The organism is Pseudarthrobacter sp. J47, from assembly GCF_049810315.1.
Classification (GTDB): domain Bacteria; phylum Actinomycetota; class Actinomycetes; order Actinomycetales; family Micrococcaceae; genus Arthrobacter.
Genome location: NZ_CP187358.1, coordinates 3,819,669 through 3,836,974, shown reverse-complemented (window position 1 = coordinate 3,836,974; position 17,306 = coordinate 3,819,669). Strand labels below are relative to the sequence as shown.

General features: G+C 65.1%; 22 protein-coding genes. 10 read left to right on the top strand and 12 right to left on the bottom strand.

The features are described from left to right. The first annotated feature begins 5 nt into the window (after window positions 1-5). From ACPJW8_RS17700 to ACPJW8_RS17690, 3 genes are all read left to right on the top strand, one after another. Window positions 6-1,352, top strand: coding sequence for an MATE family efflux transporter (locus tag ACPJW8_RS17700; protein WP_330189025.1), 1,347 nt, complete (start codon window positions 6-8; stop codon window positions 1,350-1,352). Between the two features lie 20 nt (window positions 1,353-1,372). Continuing rightward, on the top strand, window positions 1,373-1,957 hold the full coding sequence (locus tag ACPJW8_RS17695; RefSeq protein WP_330189026.1) for a hypothetical protein: 585 nt from the start codon (window positions 1,373-1,375) through the stop codon (window positions 1,955-1,957). A 115-nt stretch (window positions 1,958-2,072) separates the two neighbouring features. After that, complete coding sequence (locus ACPJW8_RS17690; RefSeq protein ID WP_330189027.1) at window positions 2,073-2,438, top strand: hypothetical protein; 366 nt, start codon at window positions 2,073-2,075, stop codon at window positions 2,436-2,438. Here the strand turns inward: ACPJW8_RS17690 and ACPJW8_RS17685 are convergent. Further along, complete coding sequence (locus tag ACPJW8_RS17685) at window positions 2,435-2,977, bottom strand: CGNR zinc finger domain-containing protein (RefSeq protein WP_330189028.1); 543 nt, start codon at window positions 2,975-2,977, stop codon at window positions 2,435-2,437. The two genes, ACPJW8_RS17690 and ACPJW8_RS17685, sit on opposite strands and share 4 nt — an antisense overlap. A 71-nt stretch (window positions 2,978-3,048) precedes the next feature. Between ACPJW8_RS17685 and ACPJW8_RS17680 the strand changes: the two genes are divergently transcribed. Continuing rightward, window positions 3,049-4,053 (top strand): DMT family transporter, encoded by a 1,005-nt coding sequence (locus ACPJW8_RS17680; RefSeq protein WP_330189029.1) that lies wholly within the window; start codon window positions 3,049-3,051, stop codon window positions 4,051-4,053. 119 nt (window positions 4,054-4,172) lie between these two features. Here the strand turns inward: ACPJW8_RS17680 and ACPJW8_RS17675 are convergent, their stop codons facing one another. Then, window positions 4,173-4,436 carry a hypothetical protein gene (locus ACPJW8_RS17675; protein WP_330189030.1) on the bottom strand — a complete coding sequence of 88 codons (264 nt, stop codon included), beginning with the start codon at window positions 4,434-4,436 and terminating at the stop codon, window positions 4,173-4,175. Window positions 4,437-4,661: 225 nt separating this feature from the next. On the opposite strand from ACPJW8_RS17675, the gene ACPJW8_RS17670 reads away from it, so the two are divergent. Beyond that, entirely contained in the window at window positions 4,662-4,934 is a 273-nt protein-coding gene (locus ACPJW8_RS17670) for a DUF2277 domain-containing protein (RefSeq protein WP_330189031.1), read from the top strand. 16 nt (window positions 4,935-4,950) lie between these two features. Here ACPJW8_RS17670 and ACPJW8_RS17665 read toward each other — a convergent pair whose 3' ends face one another. The 6 genes from ACPJW8_RS17665 to ACPJW8_RS17640 form a co-directional block, all read right to left on the bottom strand. Then, window positions 4,951-7,443 carry a heavy metal translocating P-type ATPase gene (locus ACPJW8_RS17665; RefSeq protein ID WP_330189032.1) on the bottom strand — a complete coding sequence of 831 codons (2,493 nt, stop codon included), beginning with the start codon at window positions 7,441-7,443 and terminating at the stop codon, window positions 4,951-4,953. Window positions 7,444-7,474: 31 nt separating this feature from the next. Further along, entirely contained in the window at window positions 7,475-7,705 is a 231-nt protein-coding gene (locus tag ACPJW8_RS17660; protein WP_330189033.1) for a heavy metal-associated domain-containing protein, read from the bottom strand. Window positions 7,706-7,754: 49 nt separating this feature from the next. After that, window positions 7,755-8,102 carry a metal-sensitive transcriptional regulator gene (locus tag ACPJW8_RS17655; protein WP_330189034.1) on the bottom strand — a complete coding sequence of 116 codons (348 nt, stop codon included), beginning with the start codon at window positions 8,100-8,102 and terminating at the stop codon, window positions 7,755-7,757. Between the two features lie 458 nt (window positions 8,103-8,560). Next, window positions 8,561-9,043, bottom strand: coding sequence for a universal stress protein (locus ACPJW8_RS17650; protein WP_330189035.1), 483 nt, complete (start codon window positions 9,041-9,043; stop codon window positions 8,561-8,563). Between the two features lie 41 nt (window positions 9,044-9,084). Further along, the gene (locus ACPJW8_RS17645; protein ID WP_330189036.1) at window positions 9,085-9,834 is read right to left on the bottom strand and encodes a class F sortase; all 750 of its coding nucleotides are present in this window, start codon (window positions 9,832-9,834) and stop codon (window positions 9,085-9,087) included. A 160-nt stretch (window positions 9,835-9,994) separates the two neighbouring features. Continuing rightward, on the bottom strand, window positions 9,995-10,714 hold the full coding sequence (locus ACPJW8_RS17640; protein ID WP_330189037.1) for a hypothetical protein: 720 nt from the start codon (window positions 10,712-10,714) through the stop codon (window positions 9,995-9,997). 323 nt (window positions 10,715-11,037) lie between these two features. Here ACPJW8_RS17640 and ACPJW8_RS17635 point away from each other — a divergent pair, with 323 nt between their 5' ends. From ACPJW8_RS17635 to ACPJW8_RS17625, 3 genes are read left to right on the top strand one after another with little or no spacing between them, the layout of a single operon-like run. Further along, a complete protein-coding gene (locus ACPJW8_RS17635; RefSeq protein ID WP_330189038.1) occupies window positions 11,038-11,238 on the top strand; it encodes a hypothetical protein in 201 nt (66 codons plus the stop codon). Window positions 11,239-11,285: 47 nt separating this feature from the next. Further along, window positions 11,286-12,407, top strand: coding sequence for an exo-alpha-sialidase (locus tag ACPJW8_RS17630; RefSeq protein WP_330189039.1), 1,122 nt, complete (start codon window positions 11,286-11,288; stop codon window positions 12,405-12,407). After that, on the top strand, window positions 12,404-12,694 hold the full coding sequence (locus tag ACPJW8_RS17625; RefSeq protein WP_330189040.1) for a MoaD/ThiS family protein: 291 nt from the start codon (window positions 12,404-12,406) through the stop codon (window positions 12,692-12,694). Before ACPJW8_RS17630 ends, ACPJW8_RS17625 begins: the two co-directional genes overlap by 4 nt. Before the next feature lie 76 nt (window positions 12,695-12,770). Here ACPJW8_RS17625 and ACPJW8_RS17620 read toward each other — a convergent pair whose 3' ends face one another. Then, window positions 12,771-13,007 (bottom strand): hypothetical protein, encoded by a 237-nt coding sequence (locus ACPJW8_RS17620; protein WP_330189041.1) that lies wholly within the window; start codon window positions 13,005-13,007, stop codon window positions 12,771-12,773. A gap of 139 nt (window positions 13,008-13,146) precedes the next feature. Between ACPJW8_RS17620 and ACPJW8_RS17615 the strand changes: the two genes are divergently transcribed. Both ACPJW8_RS17615 and ACPJW8_RS17610 read left to right on the top strand, forming a co-directional pair. Next, the gene (locus ACPJW8_RS17615) at window positions 13,147-13,638 is read left to right on the top strand and encodes a hypothetical protein (RefSeq protein ID WP_330189042.1); all 492 of its coding nucleotides are present in this window, start codon (window positions 13,147-13,149) and stop codon (window positions 13,636-13,638) included. A 37-nt stretch (window positions 13,639-13,675) separates the two neighbouring features. Then, a complete protein-coding gene (locus ACPJW8_RS17610; RefSeq protein ID WP_330189043.1) occupies window positions 13,676-14,239 on the top strand; it encodes a hypothetical protein in 564 nt (187 codons plus the stop codon). A 51-nt stretch (window positions 14,240-14,290) separates the two neighbouring features. On the opposite strand, the gene ACPJW8_RS17605 is transcribed toward ACPJW8_RS17610, so the two are convergent. The 3 genes from ACPJW8_RS17605 to ACPJW8_RS17595 are packed head-to-tail and all read right to left on the bottom strand — an operon-like array spanning window position 14,291 to window position 17,224. Continuing rightward, a complete protein-coding gene (locus tag ACPJW8_RS17605) occupies window positions 14,291-14,455 on the bottom strand; it encodes a hypothetical protein (RefSeq protein ID WP_330189044.1) in 165 nt (54 codons plus the stop codon). 43 nt (window positions 14,456-14,498) lie between these two features. Further along, a complete protein-coding gene (locus ACPJW8_RS17600; protein ID WP_330189045.1) occupies window positions 14,499-16,208 on the bottom strand; it encodes an alpha-amylase family protein in 1,710 nt (569 codons plus the stop codon). Then, the gene (locus tag ACPJW8_RS17595) at window positions 16,205-17,224 is read right to left on the bottom strand and encodes a TIGR03885 family FMN-dependent LLM class oxidoreductase (RefSeq protein ID WP_330189046.1); all 1,020 of its coding nucleotides are present in this window, start codon (window positions 17,222-17,224) and stop codon (window positions 16,205-16,207) included. Before ACPJW8_RS17595 ends, ACPJW8_RS17600 begins: the two co-directional genes overlap by 4 nt. Window positions 17,225-17,306 lie beyond the last annotated feature (82 nt).

Here is a 17,306-nt window from a genome sequence, read left to right as displayed (position 1 = left end):
GCCTCATGCCCACCGCACCCTCACTGCGTACAAAAACGCCCGGCCACGCCCGGGAAATCCTGCGGTTGGCGGTGCCCGCGTTCGGTGCGTTGATCGCCGAACCCCTGTTCCTGCTGGCAGATTCGGCGATCGTCGGCCACCTCGGCGTGGCGCAGCTTGCGGGCGTGGGCCTGGCCTCGGCCGCGCTGCACACCGCCGTTGGCCTGATGGTGTTCCTCGCCTACTCAACAACCCCGGCCGTGGCCCGCGCCATCGGAGACGGCCGCCTGGCGCAGGCAATCCAGGCAGGGCGCGACGGCGTCTGGCTGGCATTTGGCCTGGGCGTGGTTCTGGCGGTGGCCGGCTTCTTCGCTGCCGGGCCCCTGGTGGAGCTGATGGGTGCCCGCGGCGAGGTGGCCGGATACGCCGTCGATTATCTGCTCTGGTCCCTGCCCGGGCTGGTGGCCATGCTCCTGGTCTTTGCCGGGACGGGCGTGCTGCGCGGCATGCAGGACACCCGGACGCCGCTGGTGGTGGCCACTGCCGGGTTTGGGCTGAACATCGTGTTGAACCTGCTGCTGGTGTACGGGCTGAACCTGTCTGTGGCCGGCTCCGCGATGGGAACCAGTATTGCCCAGTGGGGGATGGCTGCCGTGTACCTGGTGATGGTCACCCGGCACGCCCGCCGCAATGGTGTTGGCCTGCTCCCCAGCTGGCACGGCATTCGCAGTATGACCACCGTGGGTTCCTGGCTGATGCTGCGGACGCTCAGCCTGCGCATCGCCATCCTGGCAACGGTGCTGGTGGCTACGGGGCAGGGCGCCGTTAATCTCGCGGCCCACCAGCTGGCCATGACCATTTTCTCTTTCCTGGCCTTCGCGCTGGACGCGATCGCCATTGCCGCGCAGGCGCTGATCGGCAAGGAGCTCGGTGCCCGCAATCCCGCGAAGGTCCGGGAGCTTACCCGGACCATGATCCGTTGGGGAATCGGATTCGGCCTGGTCACCGGAGCGCTGCTGGCACTGGTGGCGCCGTGGGTCGCCGTACTGTTTACGCCCGACGCCGGTGTCCACTCCGCGCTCACGGCAGCACTGTGGGTGGTGGCTGTGGGCCAGCCCGTGGCCGGGTTCGTTTTTGTCCTGGACGGGGTGCTGATCGGCGCAGGTGACGCGCGGTATCTGGCGCTTGCCGGCGTCGTTAATCTCCTGGCATACCTTCCGCTGCTCTGGTGGGTGGCTGTGGGAACTGCCGGGGGAGCGGCCGGGCTTGCGTGGCTTTGGGCGGCGTTTTCGCTGGGCTACATGCTGGCCCGGGCACTCACGCTGGGCCTGCGCGCGCGGACGGACCGCTGGATGGTGCTGGGCGCGGGCTGAAGCGCGACTAAACTGGTGCGGTGACCCAACCAGCCGTACCTGCCGAATCCCTGCCCGCTGCGGGACCCCAGCCTGAACTGTGGAAGCCCCTGGTTTTCCGGGCTGCAGTTGCGCTGGCTTTCGGTGCCCTGACCATTTTCTGGGCCACCCCGTCAGTTGCCGGAATGGGAATCGCAGGCGGCGTCTACCTTGCCGCCACGGGGATCCTCCTCCTCAAGCTGGTGACTGCCGGCAGCCTGGCAGGGCAGCGGACGGGCCGCCTGCTCTCGGCAGGAGCCTCGGCCATGATCGGTGCGGGCGTTGCAGCGGCGGCCTTCCAGGGCGACCAGCTGTTCGCAATTGTTGGGGCCGTGGGGCTTGGCGTCCTTGGGGTGACGGAAATCGCCGCAGGGATCCTGGGCAAGGGGCACGTGCTGGCCCGCGACTGGCTGGTTTCCGGCGTGATCGCCTTGGGAACGGCTGCGCTCCTGCCGTTCTTCATCCCCCTCGGAGCCCACGCGCTGCTGGGTGTTGCCGGAGGCGGGGCCATCCTGGCCGGCGTCCTGTGGATGCTGTCCGGGCTGACCATCAGGCACGAGGCCGCAGCCGCCGCCCGCAGGCCGTAAACTGGAACAGTACGGTTCTACCTGACGTAGAAATTATTTCGGCGAAGCCGCCGTACAAACCCACTGCATCAAACACAGGCCATGGCATCAGCCGGGCCCCAGGAAGGAATTTATCGTGGCAAACCAGGAGCCAGGCAAACCGCGCAGCCTGCGGACCTCGGTTAAGGGGCCGCTGATGTTTTCCGCGTTCTGGGCAGTGCTGGCCTTCTTCTGCGTGCTGATCTTCGCCTCCGGAGGCAGCTCCAAGACCGCGCGTTTTGACCTCGCCTTCACCGGCGCGGGCATCGCCTTTATTGTCACGCTGGTCATCGCCGCCATGCTCTCCATGAGCTACAAGGAAAACGCCCCGCACCTGGGCAAGGGATCCGGCGTCAACCTGAGCTCCGCCAAGCGTCCGGCCCACGGCCACGGCAGCCACGGCACCGCGCCTGCCGCGCCGCCGTCGGAAGATAACGACGCCGAAGGTACCGGCCGCTCCTAGGCCTCCGCCGCCTGCCGGGCCCGGTAAGCGGCAACGTGCGCCCGGTTTGCGCAGGCCGCACTGCAGTACATCTTTGACCGGTTCCGGCTCAGGTCCAGCAGCACGGCGTCGCAATCTGCTGCCGCACACACCAGCATCCTGTCCCCGGCCTTCCCGCGGATGATGTCCGCCAGGGCCATCGCAGCCTCGGTGCTCATCCGGTCAGCCAGCGGCGCTTCCGGGGTTGTGGCGTGAAAATGCCAGTCCCAGTCGTCGTGCTTGATCAGCTGCGGAAGTGCGCTGGCGTTGCGCAGCAGCCGGTTGATCGTCTCCACTGCCTCGTCTTCGGAGGCCCCCCACAGCTGTTTGAGCTGGGCCCGCAACTGCCGGACACTTTCCACTTCCGACGCCGACCGCTCCCGCGATCCGGAAAAGCCCTCCTCCTGCAGGAACGCGTCAAGGTCCTTCACCGTCCGCAGTTTTTCCTCGCCGTTCTGCGCGGTGTTGATCAGGTTGACGACACTCCGGAGGGCAACCTCCGTGTCAGGGGCAAAAATCACCTTGACTCCTTACATGGCCGGGCGTAGTGTCAGGGTCAATACCCCACTTTACTCCTGACACAGAGGTGCCTATGCCTGCCATCAAGAACCGCTCCGCCGCTTCCCTGCGCGGGTCCGGCAGGGGCTTCCTGGGATCCGGCCTGGGCATCGCACTGTTCTCTTCGGCCGTGTTCGGAACGTCAGGTTCGTTCGCAAAGGCCCTGCTGGAAACCGGATGGACCCCGGGTGCCGCAGTGACCGCCCGGCTCACGGGAGCCGCCGTCGTGCTGGCCATCCCGGCGGTCCTGGCACTCCGTGGCCGCTGGCGGGAACTGGGGCGGAACTGGGTAACAGTGGTGCTGTTCGGGTTCATTGGCGTGGCCGCCTGCCAGCTGTTCTACTTCAACGCGGTGGCCCGGCTCTCCGTGGGCGTGGCCCTGCTGCTGGAATACCTGGCCCCCGTGCTCATTGTGCTGTGGCTCTGGATGGCCAGCCGGCGCCGGCCCAGCGTGATGACAGTGGCCGGAACGCTGCTGTCCCTGGGCGGACTGGTCCTGGTCCTGGACCTCACCGGTGCCGTAAAGATCGATCCCATTGGCGTGCTGTGGGGGCTCGCGGCCGCCGTCTGCCTGGCCATCTACTTCTTCATCACGGCCAAGGAAAACCACTCCCTGCCGCCCCTGGTCCTGTCCGCAGGCGGACTCCTGGTGGGCGCTGTGGTGATGTGGCTGTCCGCGGCAATCGGCATCATCCCCATGGCATTCAGCACCGCGGACACCAAGCTGGGGCCGTGGCTCACACCGTGGTGGGTCTCGCTGGCGGGCCTGGTGATCCTGTCCACCGTGCTGGCCTACGTGTCCGGCGTGGCTGCTGCGCGCCGGCTCGGTTCCAAGGTGGCGTCCTTCATTTCCCTGACCGAAGTGCTGTTCGCCGTGCTGTTTGCGTGGCTGCTGCTGGGCGAACTGCCCGGCTCCATCCAGCTCCTGGGCGGCCTGCTGATTGTTGGTGGTGTGGTGCTGGTGCGCCTGGACGATCTGCGCGGGCTGCCCAAGGCTGTGGCGCTGGAGCCGGGACCGGACCTGGTGCGGAAAGCCTGATCCGCAAGCCCTGGTACCGAAACCCTGATTTCCCGCTTGGCGCAGGAAGCCGCTGAAAGGGCTGGAGGCCCGGATGCACATGGCGCCCGGACCTCCAGCCCTGAGTGGTTTGCAGCGGATTAGCGCGAAGCGTTTTCCTGCTCACCGGCGTTCTTGGTGGCCTTCTGGCCGGCTTCTTCCAGGGCCTGGGCAACCTTGGCCAGGGAGGAAACGTGCTGGCCGTTCCACTCGTTGCGGAAGCGGTCAGCGTCCGGGCCCTTCCAGTCGGTGCCCGCGAGGAGCTTGGTCAGCAGGGTCTTCTGCTTCTCGATATCGTTGGCACCAGCCTTGAGCTTGGTTCCCAGAGTCTTCAGCTGCGCAACATCTGCACCCCAAATAGCCATGTCATATCTCCTTCAGTAGGTCGAGCAAGTAATCGGATCCGAACCAGTTCCGGCATCCCCAGCGGCCTCCGGTTCATCCGGAAGATCCATTACGCCTAAGCTATCCCGCCCGGGACCGCACTGTCGATGGAGACTAGTCCCCATGCACAACTCCCCACGCTGCACTCCCGGGTTTGTCCCGGCCAGGGGCTCGATCCGTGGCCGCGCGGAGCCTAGCATGAAGGTATGTGCAGGAATATCCGAACCCTTCATAACTTTGAACCGTCCGCCACTACGGCCGAGGTAGAGGCCGCGGCACTGCAATACGTGCGCAAAGTCAGCGGCAGCACCAAGCCCTCCCAGGCCAACCAGGAGGCGTTCGACCGGGCTGTCCACGAGATCGCGTACATTACGCAGCACCTGCTCGATTCCCTGGTGACGCATGCTCCGGCGAAGAACCGCGAAGAGGAAGCCGCCAAGGCCAAGGCCCGGGCGGCGGTCCGCTACGGGGCTGCCTGACCCGTCGCCTCAGGCGCTACCGGCCCTGTTTGCCGAAGCGCCGCAACCTGAGCGAGTTGGCCACCACCAGCACTGAGCTGGCGGCCATGGCTGCGCCCGCAATCATCGGGTTCAGCAGGCCCAGCGCCGCCACGGGGATGCCCACGGCGTTGTAGAAGAACGCCCAGAACAGGTTGGTCTTGATGGTGGACAGGGTCCTGCGGGAGAGCTCGATCGCCTGGACTACCTGGCCAAGATCGTTGCCCATGACCGTCAGATCGGCGGCCTCGATGGCCACGTCCGTGCCCGAACCCATGGCAATGCCGAGGTCCGCCTGGGCAAGGGCTGCGGCATCGTTCACGCCGTCGCCGGCCATGGCCACGGTTGCCCCGGAACCCTGAAGCTTGCGGACAACCTCAACTTTCCCTTCCGGCAGGACGCCGGCATGGACGTCTTCAGGATCGATTCCGACGGCGGCAGCCACCTGTGCGGCCACCTCGGCGTTGTCTCCGGTCAGCAGGAGCGGGCGCAGTCCCAGCCCGCGGAGCCGTGAGATGGCCTCGGCGGAACCGGGTTTGATGGTGTCCCGGAGGGCGATGATGCCGGCGGGTGCGCCGTCAACAGCCACCCAGATAGCCGTGGATCCGCCGGCTTCCGCTTCCTGGAGCGCCCCGGCCTCGGCGGTTCCGATGCGGACGCCATTCTCTTCCAGCCAGGAACTCCGGCCGGCCAGGACCGCGTGCCCTTCCACCTCTCCACCCACTCCGCCGCCCGCAGCGGAACGGAAGTGGTCCACGTCCGGCAACCTTCCGGCGTCGTCCGCTTCACTGGCCGTCTCCCGGGCCATAGAGGCGGGAACGCGGGTGGGAACGGCTGCCGCAGACAGGGCAGCGGCAGCAATGGCGCGGGCAATAGGGTGCTCGGAGGCAGCCTCAACGGCGCCGCCCAACCGCAGTACCTCAGCCTCGGAATGGGTTCCGAAGGCATGGACGGAGTCCACGGAGAGCTCGCCGCTGGTCACGGTGCCCGTCTTGTCCAGCACGATGGTGTCAACGGTCCGGGTGTCCTCGAGCACCTGCGGACCTTTGATGAGGATGCCCAGCTGGGCGCCGCGGCCGGTACCGGTCAGCAGTCCCACGGGCGTTGCCAGGCCCAGGGCGCACGGGCAGGCAATGACCAGGACGGCGACGGCGGCTGTAAAGGCCTGCTGCAGCTCCACCGAAGAGATGGCCGGGCCGGCCACCAGCAGCCAGATGCCAAAGGTCAGGGCTGCAATGACCAGGACCACGGGCACGAACACAGAACTGATCCGGTCTGCCAGCCGGGCGATGGGCGCCTTCCCTGACTGGGCCTGGGACACCAGCCTGCCCATGTGGGCGAGCGTTGTTTCCGAGCCCACGCGGGTGGCGCGGACCAGCAGCCTGCCGGACGTGTTGATGGTTGCACCGGTCACGCCGCTGCCGGGCGATACCTCCACGGGCATTGATTCGCCGGTCACCAGGGAAGCGTCCACGGCGGAACTGCCCTCGATCACCACACCGTCAGTGGCAATTCTCTCTCCCGGGCGGACCACAATGACGTCGTCCACCTGGAGCCGGTCCGCGGGTATCCGGCGCTCAGCCCCACCCTCAAGGACCGTGGCGTCCTTGGCCCCCAGGTCCAGGAGAGCGCGGAGGGCGTTGCCGGCACGGTGCTTGGCGTTCGCTTCCAGGTACCGGCCCAGCAGCAGGAACGTGGTGACCACTGCGGCCACCTCGAAGTACAGGCCCGCTTCCTCCATGCCCGCCATGGCTTCAGGGCCGGCGTGAGCCGTCAGCTGCGGATCGGCGAACAGCTGCCAGGCGGAAAAGACGTACGCCGCGATGACTCCGATGGAAACCAGGGTGTCCATCGTGGAAGCGAAATGCCGGGCGTTGATGGCGGCAGCCCTGTGGAATGGCCAGGCCGCCCAGCTCACAACCGGCAAGGCAAGAACCGCCGCCACCCAGCCCCACTGCGGGAACTGAAGGGCCGGCACCATCGAAATCGCGAACACCGGAACCGTGAGGACCGCGGCCACGATCAGCCGAGGCTTCAGGGTGGCGGCGGCCGGGCTGTGTCCGGCGGCTTCGGCGATATGCTCTGCATGCTCGCTCGTACCTCCCCGCCGGCCCCCTCCCCTCGCAAGCTCGGGCAGGGAACCTTGCCGGCGTGGGCCCACCTTAGACGCATGCTGCCGCACATCGCCGAAGCCTCCTTCGCTCGGAGCCTCAGCCATGGGTGGGGAGGGCTGCTGCGCCACGGTTCCCGTGGCGCGGAGCTTTGCTTTGTAGCCTGTGGCACGGACAGTATCTACGATCTGTTGGTCCGTGACGCCGTCGGGCACTGTTACCGTGGCCGATTCCAGCGGCAGGTTGACGGAGGCCTGCACGCCGTCGAGCTTGCTGAGTTTGCGCTCCACGCGGTTCACGCAGGAAGCGCAGGTCATGCCCTCGATATCAAGTTCAATGACCCGGCTTCCGGCCTGCTGCAGGAGTTCGTCGTTGCGCATCAGCTTGCTCGATTCTGTGGATAACGGGTGATTAGGCGTGGTTGTCCACAACCAGGTAGCCGGCCTCGGCCACTGCTTCGCCGATCTGCTCGTGCGGGATTTCCTTGGTGGACGTGACGGTCACGGTGGACACGCCGCCGGCGTTGAGGTCAACGTCAACGCTTTCGACGCCGTCAATCGCCTCGATTTCCTCGCTCACGGAGGAAACGCAGTGGCCGCAGGTCATGCCGGAAACGCTGACGGTGGTGGAAACGGTGCTCATGATGACTCCTGGAGTTGGTGTGGGTTGGGATGTGCGACGCCGGTGGCTGCTACCGCAGCAGGCGGCCGATGGCGCTGCTTGCTTCCTTGACCTTGGCGTCGAGGTTCTCGGCGCGGACGGCGGGATCGGGTTCCGAGGCGGCGCCCACCACGCAATGGCCAATGTGTTCCTCCACAAGGCCAAGGCTGACGGCGTGCAGCGCCTTGGTAACGGCTGCGACCTGGGTGAGGATGTCGATGCAGTACTTATCGTCATCCACCATCTTCGCGATGCCGCGGACCTGACCCTCAATGCGTTTGAGCCTGCGGAGGTACGCGTCCTTGTTCGACGTGTAACCATGCCCCTCGAATACTGGGGCTTCCGACGGCATAGCGACGGCTTCTTCGGGTGTGTTCATGCAGCCAAGCTATACCCCCTTGGGGTATCGAGTCAAGTACCCCCAGGGGGTATCCGGGGGATCTCGGACTGGTCTCTTGTTCGACCTCGGACCCGACTCCGGCTGCTCCTGACACGGATAATGCCTGGCGCTACGCAAGTTACCTGGCGCTACGCATATTCGCTGCCGCTGGGGATATATCGACGGCGTCAGTGAATATGCGCGTCGAAAACCGGGGGAGCCCCGTCGGAACCTGGATTTGGGCATTAAAAAGCTCCGGAGTGCGTTATTGGGGGATACGCACTCCGGAGCAGCTCTTGGGCTGAAGATCCTGCGCCGATCCTTTGAGATCCAGCGCTTTTCTCTCCTGCAGTAATTAGCTTACTTGCCGGTAGCGGGCCGCGCTACCTCGTCGAATAACTACTTTCGCTTTACTTTTTCGGCGTACCTAAAACCCCCGAAAACACGGGCCGGACGGGTCAGGAAGGATCCGGAACAACCAGCACGGGGCACGACTGGTGGTGGCTTAACCATGCCGAAATGGAGCCATTGAGCATTTCGCTCAGCCGGTGTCCCAGGCCGTGCTCGGGCGTTCCCACCACGATCATGGACGCGTCGCAGTCTGCGGCCAGCCGTCCTAATGCGCGGGACGGGTCGCCTGCCAGGGTACGCAGCGACCACTCCACTCCCTGGCCTTCGAGGGCCTGGCCCAGGATGGACCGGAGCTGGTCCTGGAGGGTGCGGACGTCGTCGTCATCCTTGTCCGGATGCAGCGACAGGCGGTGGGTGGCGCGGTGCGGATCCCATTCCACGAGGTAGCTGGCTTCGTCCACATAGGCGCAAACCAGGGCCACTTCCAGCTTGCGGGCCAGGGCTGCCGCGGCTTGGATAACTTCTCCGTGTTGATCGGGACGGACCCCCACCACCAACGGACCGGTCATGTCATTGCGTTCAGCAGGCATACTTCATTGTGTTCCCTGATGTGCGGCTTGAACAGGGCAGCCTATTGCAGGACGGGCGTCGCGGTGACGGTGACGTTGGTTCCCCAGGGGTCTTCCGTGTAGCAACTGATGAGGACCAGTCTTCCCGGGACGACCTCCCAGATGGGGCTGTCCTTGAGCGTGTCCTTGTTGTACGTGTCGATCCGGTCCACGCGGTATTGGACGGTGCCGGTCTGCGTGACCACATCAAAGACGTGGCCCACCGATGCCTGGCTGCTCAGGTGGTTGAAAGGCGCGTCACGGTCAACCCAGCTGTGCCCAATAACGTAGGTGGTGTCGGCCGAACCAGCCCCGGGAACCCCGTACGGCGTGAGCCAGTAGCCATCCAGTGTTGCCGGAGGGTTGAGCGTCCGGCTGGCCGCCGCCTGGGCGTCCGGCTGCAGGGGGTGAACCACGACGTCGACACCTGCGGACGCGTAATTGATCCGCACCGGCGCTGCCGCTGGAGGGAGTTCCACCGGCGCTGGGGGTGGGGCAGGCGCTGGTGGCGGAGCCGGAGGTTCCTCCTGGGGTGCGGGAGGCGTGGTGCCGGGAGTGGGATCTGGAGAGACGGAGGTTTCCGCCGTGGTCTGTGCAGGGCTGGTCTGCGTTATGGACGGAACTCCGCGCGACTGGTTCGGGGCGTTGCCCGAGGTCAACGCCGGTACGGCGAGCAGCAGGACGCCCAGAACGACGCACAACAGGATGGCGAGGTCGATCCTGCGCCCGTTCCTTGCCCGTGCGTTGATGTGCCTGCCGCTGTTGTGCTGCATGAGGTGGACTTTACGCTCTCTTTCAGTGGCTGTGGGCCCGGCTCCAAAGTGGTGGCCGGTGCCTTCAATGTGGGAGGCCCTGCCTCATTCCTGAGACAGGGCCTCCCATGTACTGCATCAATATGTGGCTGGGCTGCTCAGTGAACAGCTTCAGCGATTCCTAGTGTGAGCGGCTTCCCGACTGGCGGCGGTAGAACGCCAGCCCGGCAGCGCCGGCCAGGAGTGCGATGCCCGCAACCACTGCAGCGTTGCCCATTACCTGGGACTCACCTGCTGCGGTCTGGGCGTTGAAGCCACGCGTGCCACCCACTGGTGCCTTCGTGGTGGCCACTACTCCGGGAACCGTGGAGGTGGTTGTTGGCACCGGAACCGTGGTGGTGGGAACTGTGGTGGTTGGCGGAGCCGTGGTTGGAGGAGCGGTTGTCGGCGGCACCGTTGTTGGAGGTGCGGTTGTTGGGGGTGCCGTTGTAGGCGGAGCCGTCGTCGGCGGGGCCGTCGTAGGTGGCGGGGTGGTGACCACCGGAACCACGCAGCCGTTGGCGAGGATGGCCTGGCCTTCAGCCGTCCAGTTCTTGCCAGCATAGGATCCGTCGGTGTAATCGAACGGCGGAATGATGTCTCCGATTGGCCCGTTGCCTTGCTGATCGTGGATGTCGTGCCCCTGCTGCAAGACGGCATCGGCGTCGATGGTTATCAGGACGTACGGGTTATCCGCAGAGGCCGTCCGGTGGCAAAGGGTTACCGGCTCGTGGCCAACTCCACCGTTTCCCTGCGTGACCGTAGTGGTGGGCGAGGGCGTCGTGGTGACTGCGGAGGCAGGTGCCGCCAGACCCATCAGGGCCATGGCACTAATTCCTGCGAGGGCGAGGGTCTTTTTCATGCGGAACTCCATCCAGTGTTGCCGGATCTGACCAAACATGGGAACGCCGGCAACGACCGTGCCCCCGCTTGGTCAGACTTATTTCCAGCTTCAGGCTATGAAGCATCGGCACCGGTGTCCCGAGTACCCACTACTCGTTTTTGAGGATTCGACTACTTGGTGGACTAATTAAGTACTTGCGTTCTCCTGCAGGAAGTCCGCAGGTCACGGGCGGGACGCCTGGCTAAGCAAGGCGTTAGGAATCGGTGCGGTATCCCTTGAACCGCCCCTGCCGCGCGGCCTAACGTGGGGGTAAGGGCAACAACGACGGAAGGGTGATCCTGGTGGAAATCTTCATGTGGTGGCTGGACCTCAATATGGACGCCAAATCCTGGCTTCGGGAAAACCTTCGGGCGGAGGAATTGCCCCTGGATGTCGCACAGGCCATCGCCGAGGCCGGAGGGCCTCATCCTGAGGATCCGTCCAAGGTGCTGACTGAAGAGGACTGGGATTTCATCGAAACCCAGTCGGAGTTTGTTGACTAAAGGCGGTCTGCCGGAAACCATTGCGGGTGCTGCGGGCTGGTGGTTCCATGGGAGTCATGGCTGACGACGAGAACTACCTTCTGGCAATCGGCACTAAAAAAGGACTGTGGCTGGCAACCAGCCCGGATCGGAAAGAGTGGTCCTTCACCGGCCCGCATTTCCTGATGACTGAGGTTCCCAGCATCGGAATCGACACCCGTAACGGGCGCACCAGGATCATGGTGGGCGTCCGCTCCGAGCACTGGGGCCCCACCGTGGCCCACTCGGATGACCTCGGAAAAACGTGGACAGAGCCGGACAACGGCGCCATTGCGTTCCCCGAGGACACCGGGGCGGCCCTGGAACGCATCTGGCAGATCTACCCGGATAAGGACTCCCGTCCCGGGGTTGTCTGGGCAGGCGCCGAACCCATTTCTGTCTGGAAATCCACCGACGGCGGCGAACACTTCGAGCTCAACCGCGGGCTCTGGGACCATCCCCACCGCACGGAATGGGGCGCCGGGTATGGCGGTGCGGCGGCGCACTCGATTGTGGTGGACCCGGGTGGCACGCAGGTCCACGTTGCCATGAGCACGGGCGGCGTCTACCGCTCGCTCGACGGCGGCACCTCCTGGGAGCCACGCAACAAGGGGATCTCGGCGTACTTCATGCCGGACCCCAACCCCGAATTCGGCCAGTGCGTCCACAAGATCGCTGCGGATGCCGCCGTCGAAGGCCGTTTGTACGCGCAGAACCACCACGGTGTGTACCGCACGGACAACAACGGCGACAGCTGGGAGTCCATTGCGGACGGCTTGCCTGCGGATTTCGGTTTTGTGATGCTGACGCATCCGCGCCGCGAAGGGACCGCCTGGGTGGTCCCGCTGAAGGCCGATGGCGAGAGGATCCCGCCGGAGGGCAAGCTGGCCGTCCACCGTACGGATGACGCCGGCAACAGCTGGAACCGCCTCGACGCCGGCCTGCCGGACCACGAATACAACAGCATCCTCCGGGACGCTGCGTCAGTGGATACTGCCGAACCGGTGGGCGTGTACTTCGGAACCCGCGGCGGCACCGTGTACGCCAGCGCAGACGAAGGCGCCACCTTCAGCGAAGTCGCTGCCCACCTGCCGGATGTCCTGTGCGTCCGGGCAGCGGTGATCAGCGGTTCACCTGTGCCAGCGGCATGAGCGGGGTCATCCAGGTCCTGCTCCCGAGTGTCCTGCAACCGCTGGCGGGCGGGCAGACCGCCCTGGCTGCCGCCGTCGACGGTCCGGAAACTGTGGGGACGGTGCTGGATTCGTTGTCCTCCGACTATCCGGTCCTGGCGCGGCGGCTGCGTGATGAGACGGGCGCCCTCCGCCGTTTCGTGAATATCTACGTTGACGGCAATGAGGTGCGCCGGCTCGAGGGGCTGGACACTCCGGTCCGGGGAGGGCAGGAAATCCTGATCATCCAGTCGGTGGCCGGCGGCTGATGGGCGGTGGTGCGGGCAGCCCTGATTGGCTACACCCGCGGACGCCACCCGGCGCCGTCGGCGGTGAAGTTAGAGCTCAGGCAACCCGCCAGACGCTGCATTCGTCGGTGTTGATGGCCTTGCGCATGCCGGTCAGCGTGTCCGTAATCCAGACGACGCCGATGCCCGGCGCTGTCTCCTGGACGCTGCCGCGGCGGATGACGACGTCGTCGTAGCTGGGGCCAACGGACATCCGGGCCTCGATGTGGTCTCCGCGGTGGAGCTGGTCCAGTGCGCGGATCCGGGTGACGTGGGTGCGTGGTTCCTTCAACATGGCAGGGCCTCCTGAACTGGAGCTGGGTGCCAGCTGTTGCCGGCCATTCCAGTGTGGCGCGCCAATGTTGCGGCGGCGTTTCCCTCCGGTTAGGGGCCGGTTAGTTCTTCGCGGCGCGGTTGTTGCCTAGGGTGGGGGCATGGACTCAGTACAGGGGATCTACATGGTGTTGACCGCGGTCGCGGCGATCGCGCCGGTTGCCACGTTCGGCGTTGTGCTCGTGGCGTACCTCAGCTACCGGCAGAAGCTCCGCGCGGACCGCCGCGACCAGTGGTGGAAGCGGGCGCAGTGGGCCATCGATTCCGCCCTGTACGACGCCGATCCGCAGCGCCGGCTGGCCGGGTTGAAGGTGATGGTGGAACTGATCGGCAGCGATCTGGCCACCACCGCGGACGCCGAGCTGATGAGCGACCTCGCCGTTGGGATCCAGGATCAGGAACTGGAGTACGACGGCGGCCTCCGCCCCGGGGTGCGCCCAGGCCACCGTCCGGGGGAGCGCGGAGGAGGGACCGCCGTCGAGCTGCCGTCCCGGGGCGAGACCGTCACCGCTGCGTCCGCCGCCTCCGCCCGGATCCTGGAAGAGACAGAGCGGGTTATCTCAGCCGCCACTGGCCTCCAGGCGATGAACTGAAACGTCTCTTGGGCGCATTCTGTGATGAGAATGGGGAATGAAGTTCAACACAATCCTCAGTAGGACCGAAAGCGACGGTGTGCTCAGCGGAATCACAGCCTTGCGAAACCATGCTTCCGCAAGGGCAAAAGGAGTCACGCAGACAGGGTCTTCCCATTATCAATTTGTGGTGGGACTGGACACTAAGGCGGAGGCCTGGCACATGGTCAATGACCGTGGCCACACATCCTCAACAGTCGACGGCATAATGACCGCAGAGCCCGACCCGGCCCATGCAGTTGTCTTCCCGCGAGGTATGCCCCTGGAGATTCAGATGCTTCACCCGGAAGCGCTTCGAATGTGGGGCCGTGGCGGTGAGAGCTTCTACCCCGTACTCGTGCAGGAGATTGGCCGGCGCTCGCTATTGATCACCTTCGAGCATGTAGAGGACCCGGCGTTCCGCGCCACAGCAGTCGTCAACCGCAAGACGGGCATCATCGAGAAAGTGGCGATGCTCGGGGACATCACCGTACTGACCGAAGTCGAGATCGATGTGCCGCTCGTCCGGGAAAGTGAACCTGAGTTTGTCCCGATCACCGATTGGATTCGACCCGATTACTGATTCAAATACACCGGTTAAAACGTTATTCAGCGAGGGAAGCCTGGGATCGGACTAATCCTTTTGGTTTTCCTTGCGGATCTCGAAGAATTTACCTGAAATCGGCGCGCCAGATTTAGCTTTATTGGCCCGCGACCATCGCGGGATCAGGATCACAAACAGCCCGATGATTATGAGCGCGCCAAGAACAGCCATGATGATTCCGGTGGTTGGGTCCATGCCTTTCACCTTAGGCGTGCAGAACCCTTCCAGCTAATAGGCCCTACGGGGCCAGGCGGTCGCCGGGTTCGTGGACGCGGTACCACTTGTAGCCGTAGCGCCCCAGCTTCACGGTAAAGGTGCCGTCGGGTTCCAGAGGTAGGTGGTCCCCGTCCAGGAGGTCCAGCAGGATGCAGCCCTTGTAGGGGTTCCTGGCCCGCCGGCCTTGGGTTTCTTCGTCCGCCGGGGCGACGGTGGCGCTGATCTTGACCGGCTCCTCGGTGAAGTTGTGGAGCAGAACCAGGGTGCCGTCGTCGGCCTCTACTTTGTGGGCAAAGACGCCCGGTTCCGGCTGGTCGAGAACGGAAAATTCCCCCCAGCCCAGCTCCGGGGACTCCCGGTAACGCTGCATGAGGGTGGCCATAAAGTTCCACAGTGAGTCCGGATCCCGCTTCGCCGCGGCGGCATTAACCTTGTCAGGCCCGTAGTCACCGCGCACCATGGGCGCGATCAGTTCGGAGACTTTGGCGCTGGAGAACCCGCCGTTCTTCGCATCACTCCACTGCATGGGGCTGCGGACCGCGCTCCGGCCCTTCTGCCGGAGGTCCTCACCCATGCCGATCTCCTCACCGTAGAACAGCACCGGCGTGCCGGGCAGCGTGAACATCAGCGAATAGACCATCCGGATCCGCTCCTGGTCGCCGCCCAGCATGGTGGGCAGCCGCCGGCGCAGGCCCCGCCCGTAAATCTGCATGTTCTTCTCCGGACCGAACGCGGCGAAGACCTCCTGGCGCTCGCCGTCGCTGATCTTGTCCAGCGTGAGCTCGTCATGGTTGCGGACGAACATGGCCCACTGGTTGTCCGGGTGCAGGGCCGGGCGGCTCTTCAGCGTCTCCGCCAGCGGACGGGCGTCCTGCCTGGCCAGGGACAGGTAGAGGTGCTGCATGGACATAAAGTCGAACTGCATGTTCAGCTCGCTGCCCTCGGTGCCGAAGTACTCCAGCTGCTCCTTGTACGGCAGGTTCACCTCGCCCAGCAGGATGGCCGAACCGTTGCGCCGGTTAACAAAGCTGCGCAACGCAGAGAGGTAGTTGTGCGGGTCCAGGTTGGCGGCCTCGTCATTAGGCGCCCCGCGCGTCTCCAGGAAAAACGGCACGGCGTCCAGCCGGAACCCGTCCAGCCCCAGTTCCAGCCACAGCCCCATGGCCTTGACGATCTCGTTGCGGACCTTGGGGTTGGTGACGTTCAGGTCCGGCTGGTGCTTGGCGAACATGTGCAGGTACCACTCGCCGGTGGCATCATCCTTCGTCCAGAGCGAGGTTTCCTCGCCGGGGAAAACCACTTCCGACGACGTATCCGGCGGCGTGTCCTTCCGCCACACGTAGTAGTCGCGGTACGGGTTGTCCGTGGACTTCCGCGCCTCCACAAACCAGGGATGCTGGTCCGAAGTGTGGTTCACCACGAAGTCCGCGATGACCCGCATGCCTCTGTCCTTGGCCGCCCGGATGAACTCCACGAAGTCCCCCAGCGTACCCAGCCGCGAATCGACGCCGAAGAAGTCCGTGACGTCGTAGCCGTCATCCCGGTCCGGAGACGGATAGAACGGCATGAGCCAGATGCACGTCACGCCAAGGGCCGAAAGGTAGTCAACGCGCTGGGTGAGGCCCGCGAAATCCCCGGTGCCGTCGCCGTCGTCGTCAAAGAACGTCTCAACATCCAGGCAATAGATGACGGCGTTCTTCCACCACAGGTCCGATGTTTCCGCGATCCTCATGCTGTTGCCTCCACTTCTGCAGCCAGTGCTGTCCCCGTGTCCGACGGCGGTACGGGCCTGTTGCGCAGCTGCGGCAGGACGGCCCCGGCAAAGGTGTCAATGAATGCGGCCTGGTGCTGCCCCACGAAGTGCAGGTAAAGCTCATCAAAGCCCAGGTCCCGGTAGCCTGCCAGCCATTCCGCGTGCCGGTCCAGGCTGGCGGACACGTTCACGGACTGGCGGACCTGCTCCACGCCCACGGTGCCGCTGACGCCGTCGAAATGCGCTGCCGTGGGCAGATCCCAGGGGACCGGCGGGGCAAACGTGTTGCTGCGCCACTGGTCCAGGGCGATTGCTTCCGCTTCCTGCTCCGTTGGCGCCCAGGAGAGATGGATCTGCAGCACGGCAGGCCCCTTGCCGCCGTTTTCCCGGTACACCGCCAGCATTTCCTCAAGTTTCTCCGGCGGCTGGTTGACCGTAACCAGGCCGTCAGCCCACGCAGCGGCGCGCCGGGCGGTATCAACACTGATAGCGGGTGCAATAAGCGGCGGCGGCGGCTCCGGCACGTCCCAGATACGCGCCTGCTCAACCGTGACCAGGCCGTGGTGGGTGACTTCCTCGCCCCGGTGCAGCCGCCGGATCACGTCCACGCACTCCTCCAGCCGCTGCTGCCGGGTCTCCTTGGGTGGCCAGGCATCCCCGGTGACGTGCTCGTTCATGTTTTCGCCGCTGCCCGGCGCCATCCAGAACCGCCCGGGAAACATGCTGGCCAGGGTGGCGGAGGCATGGGCAATGATGGCCGGGTGGTAGCGCTGCCCAGGCGCCGTGACCACGCCGAACTTCAGGCTGGTGGTGGCCAGTGCGGCGCCCAGCCAGGACCACGCAAAACCGGAATGGCCCTGCCTGGCGGACCACGGCTCAATATGGTCCGAGCACATGGCGGCGTCAAAACCCGCCTGTTCTGCGTGCTGGACGTCCTTGAGGAGCTGGGCGGGACTGATCTGTTCATGCGATGAATGAAAGCCGACAGTAACCATCGTTAATCACTACCGTCCCGGGCGGTGTTAAGTCGAGGGCTCCAGGGCCGCTGGTGGACAAGGCGCTGTTCCCAAAGGGCGC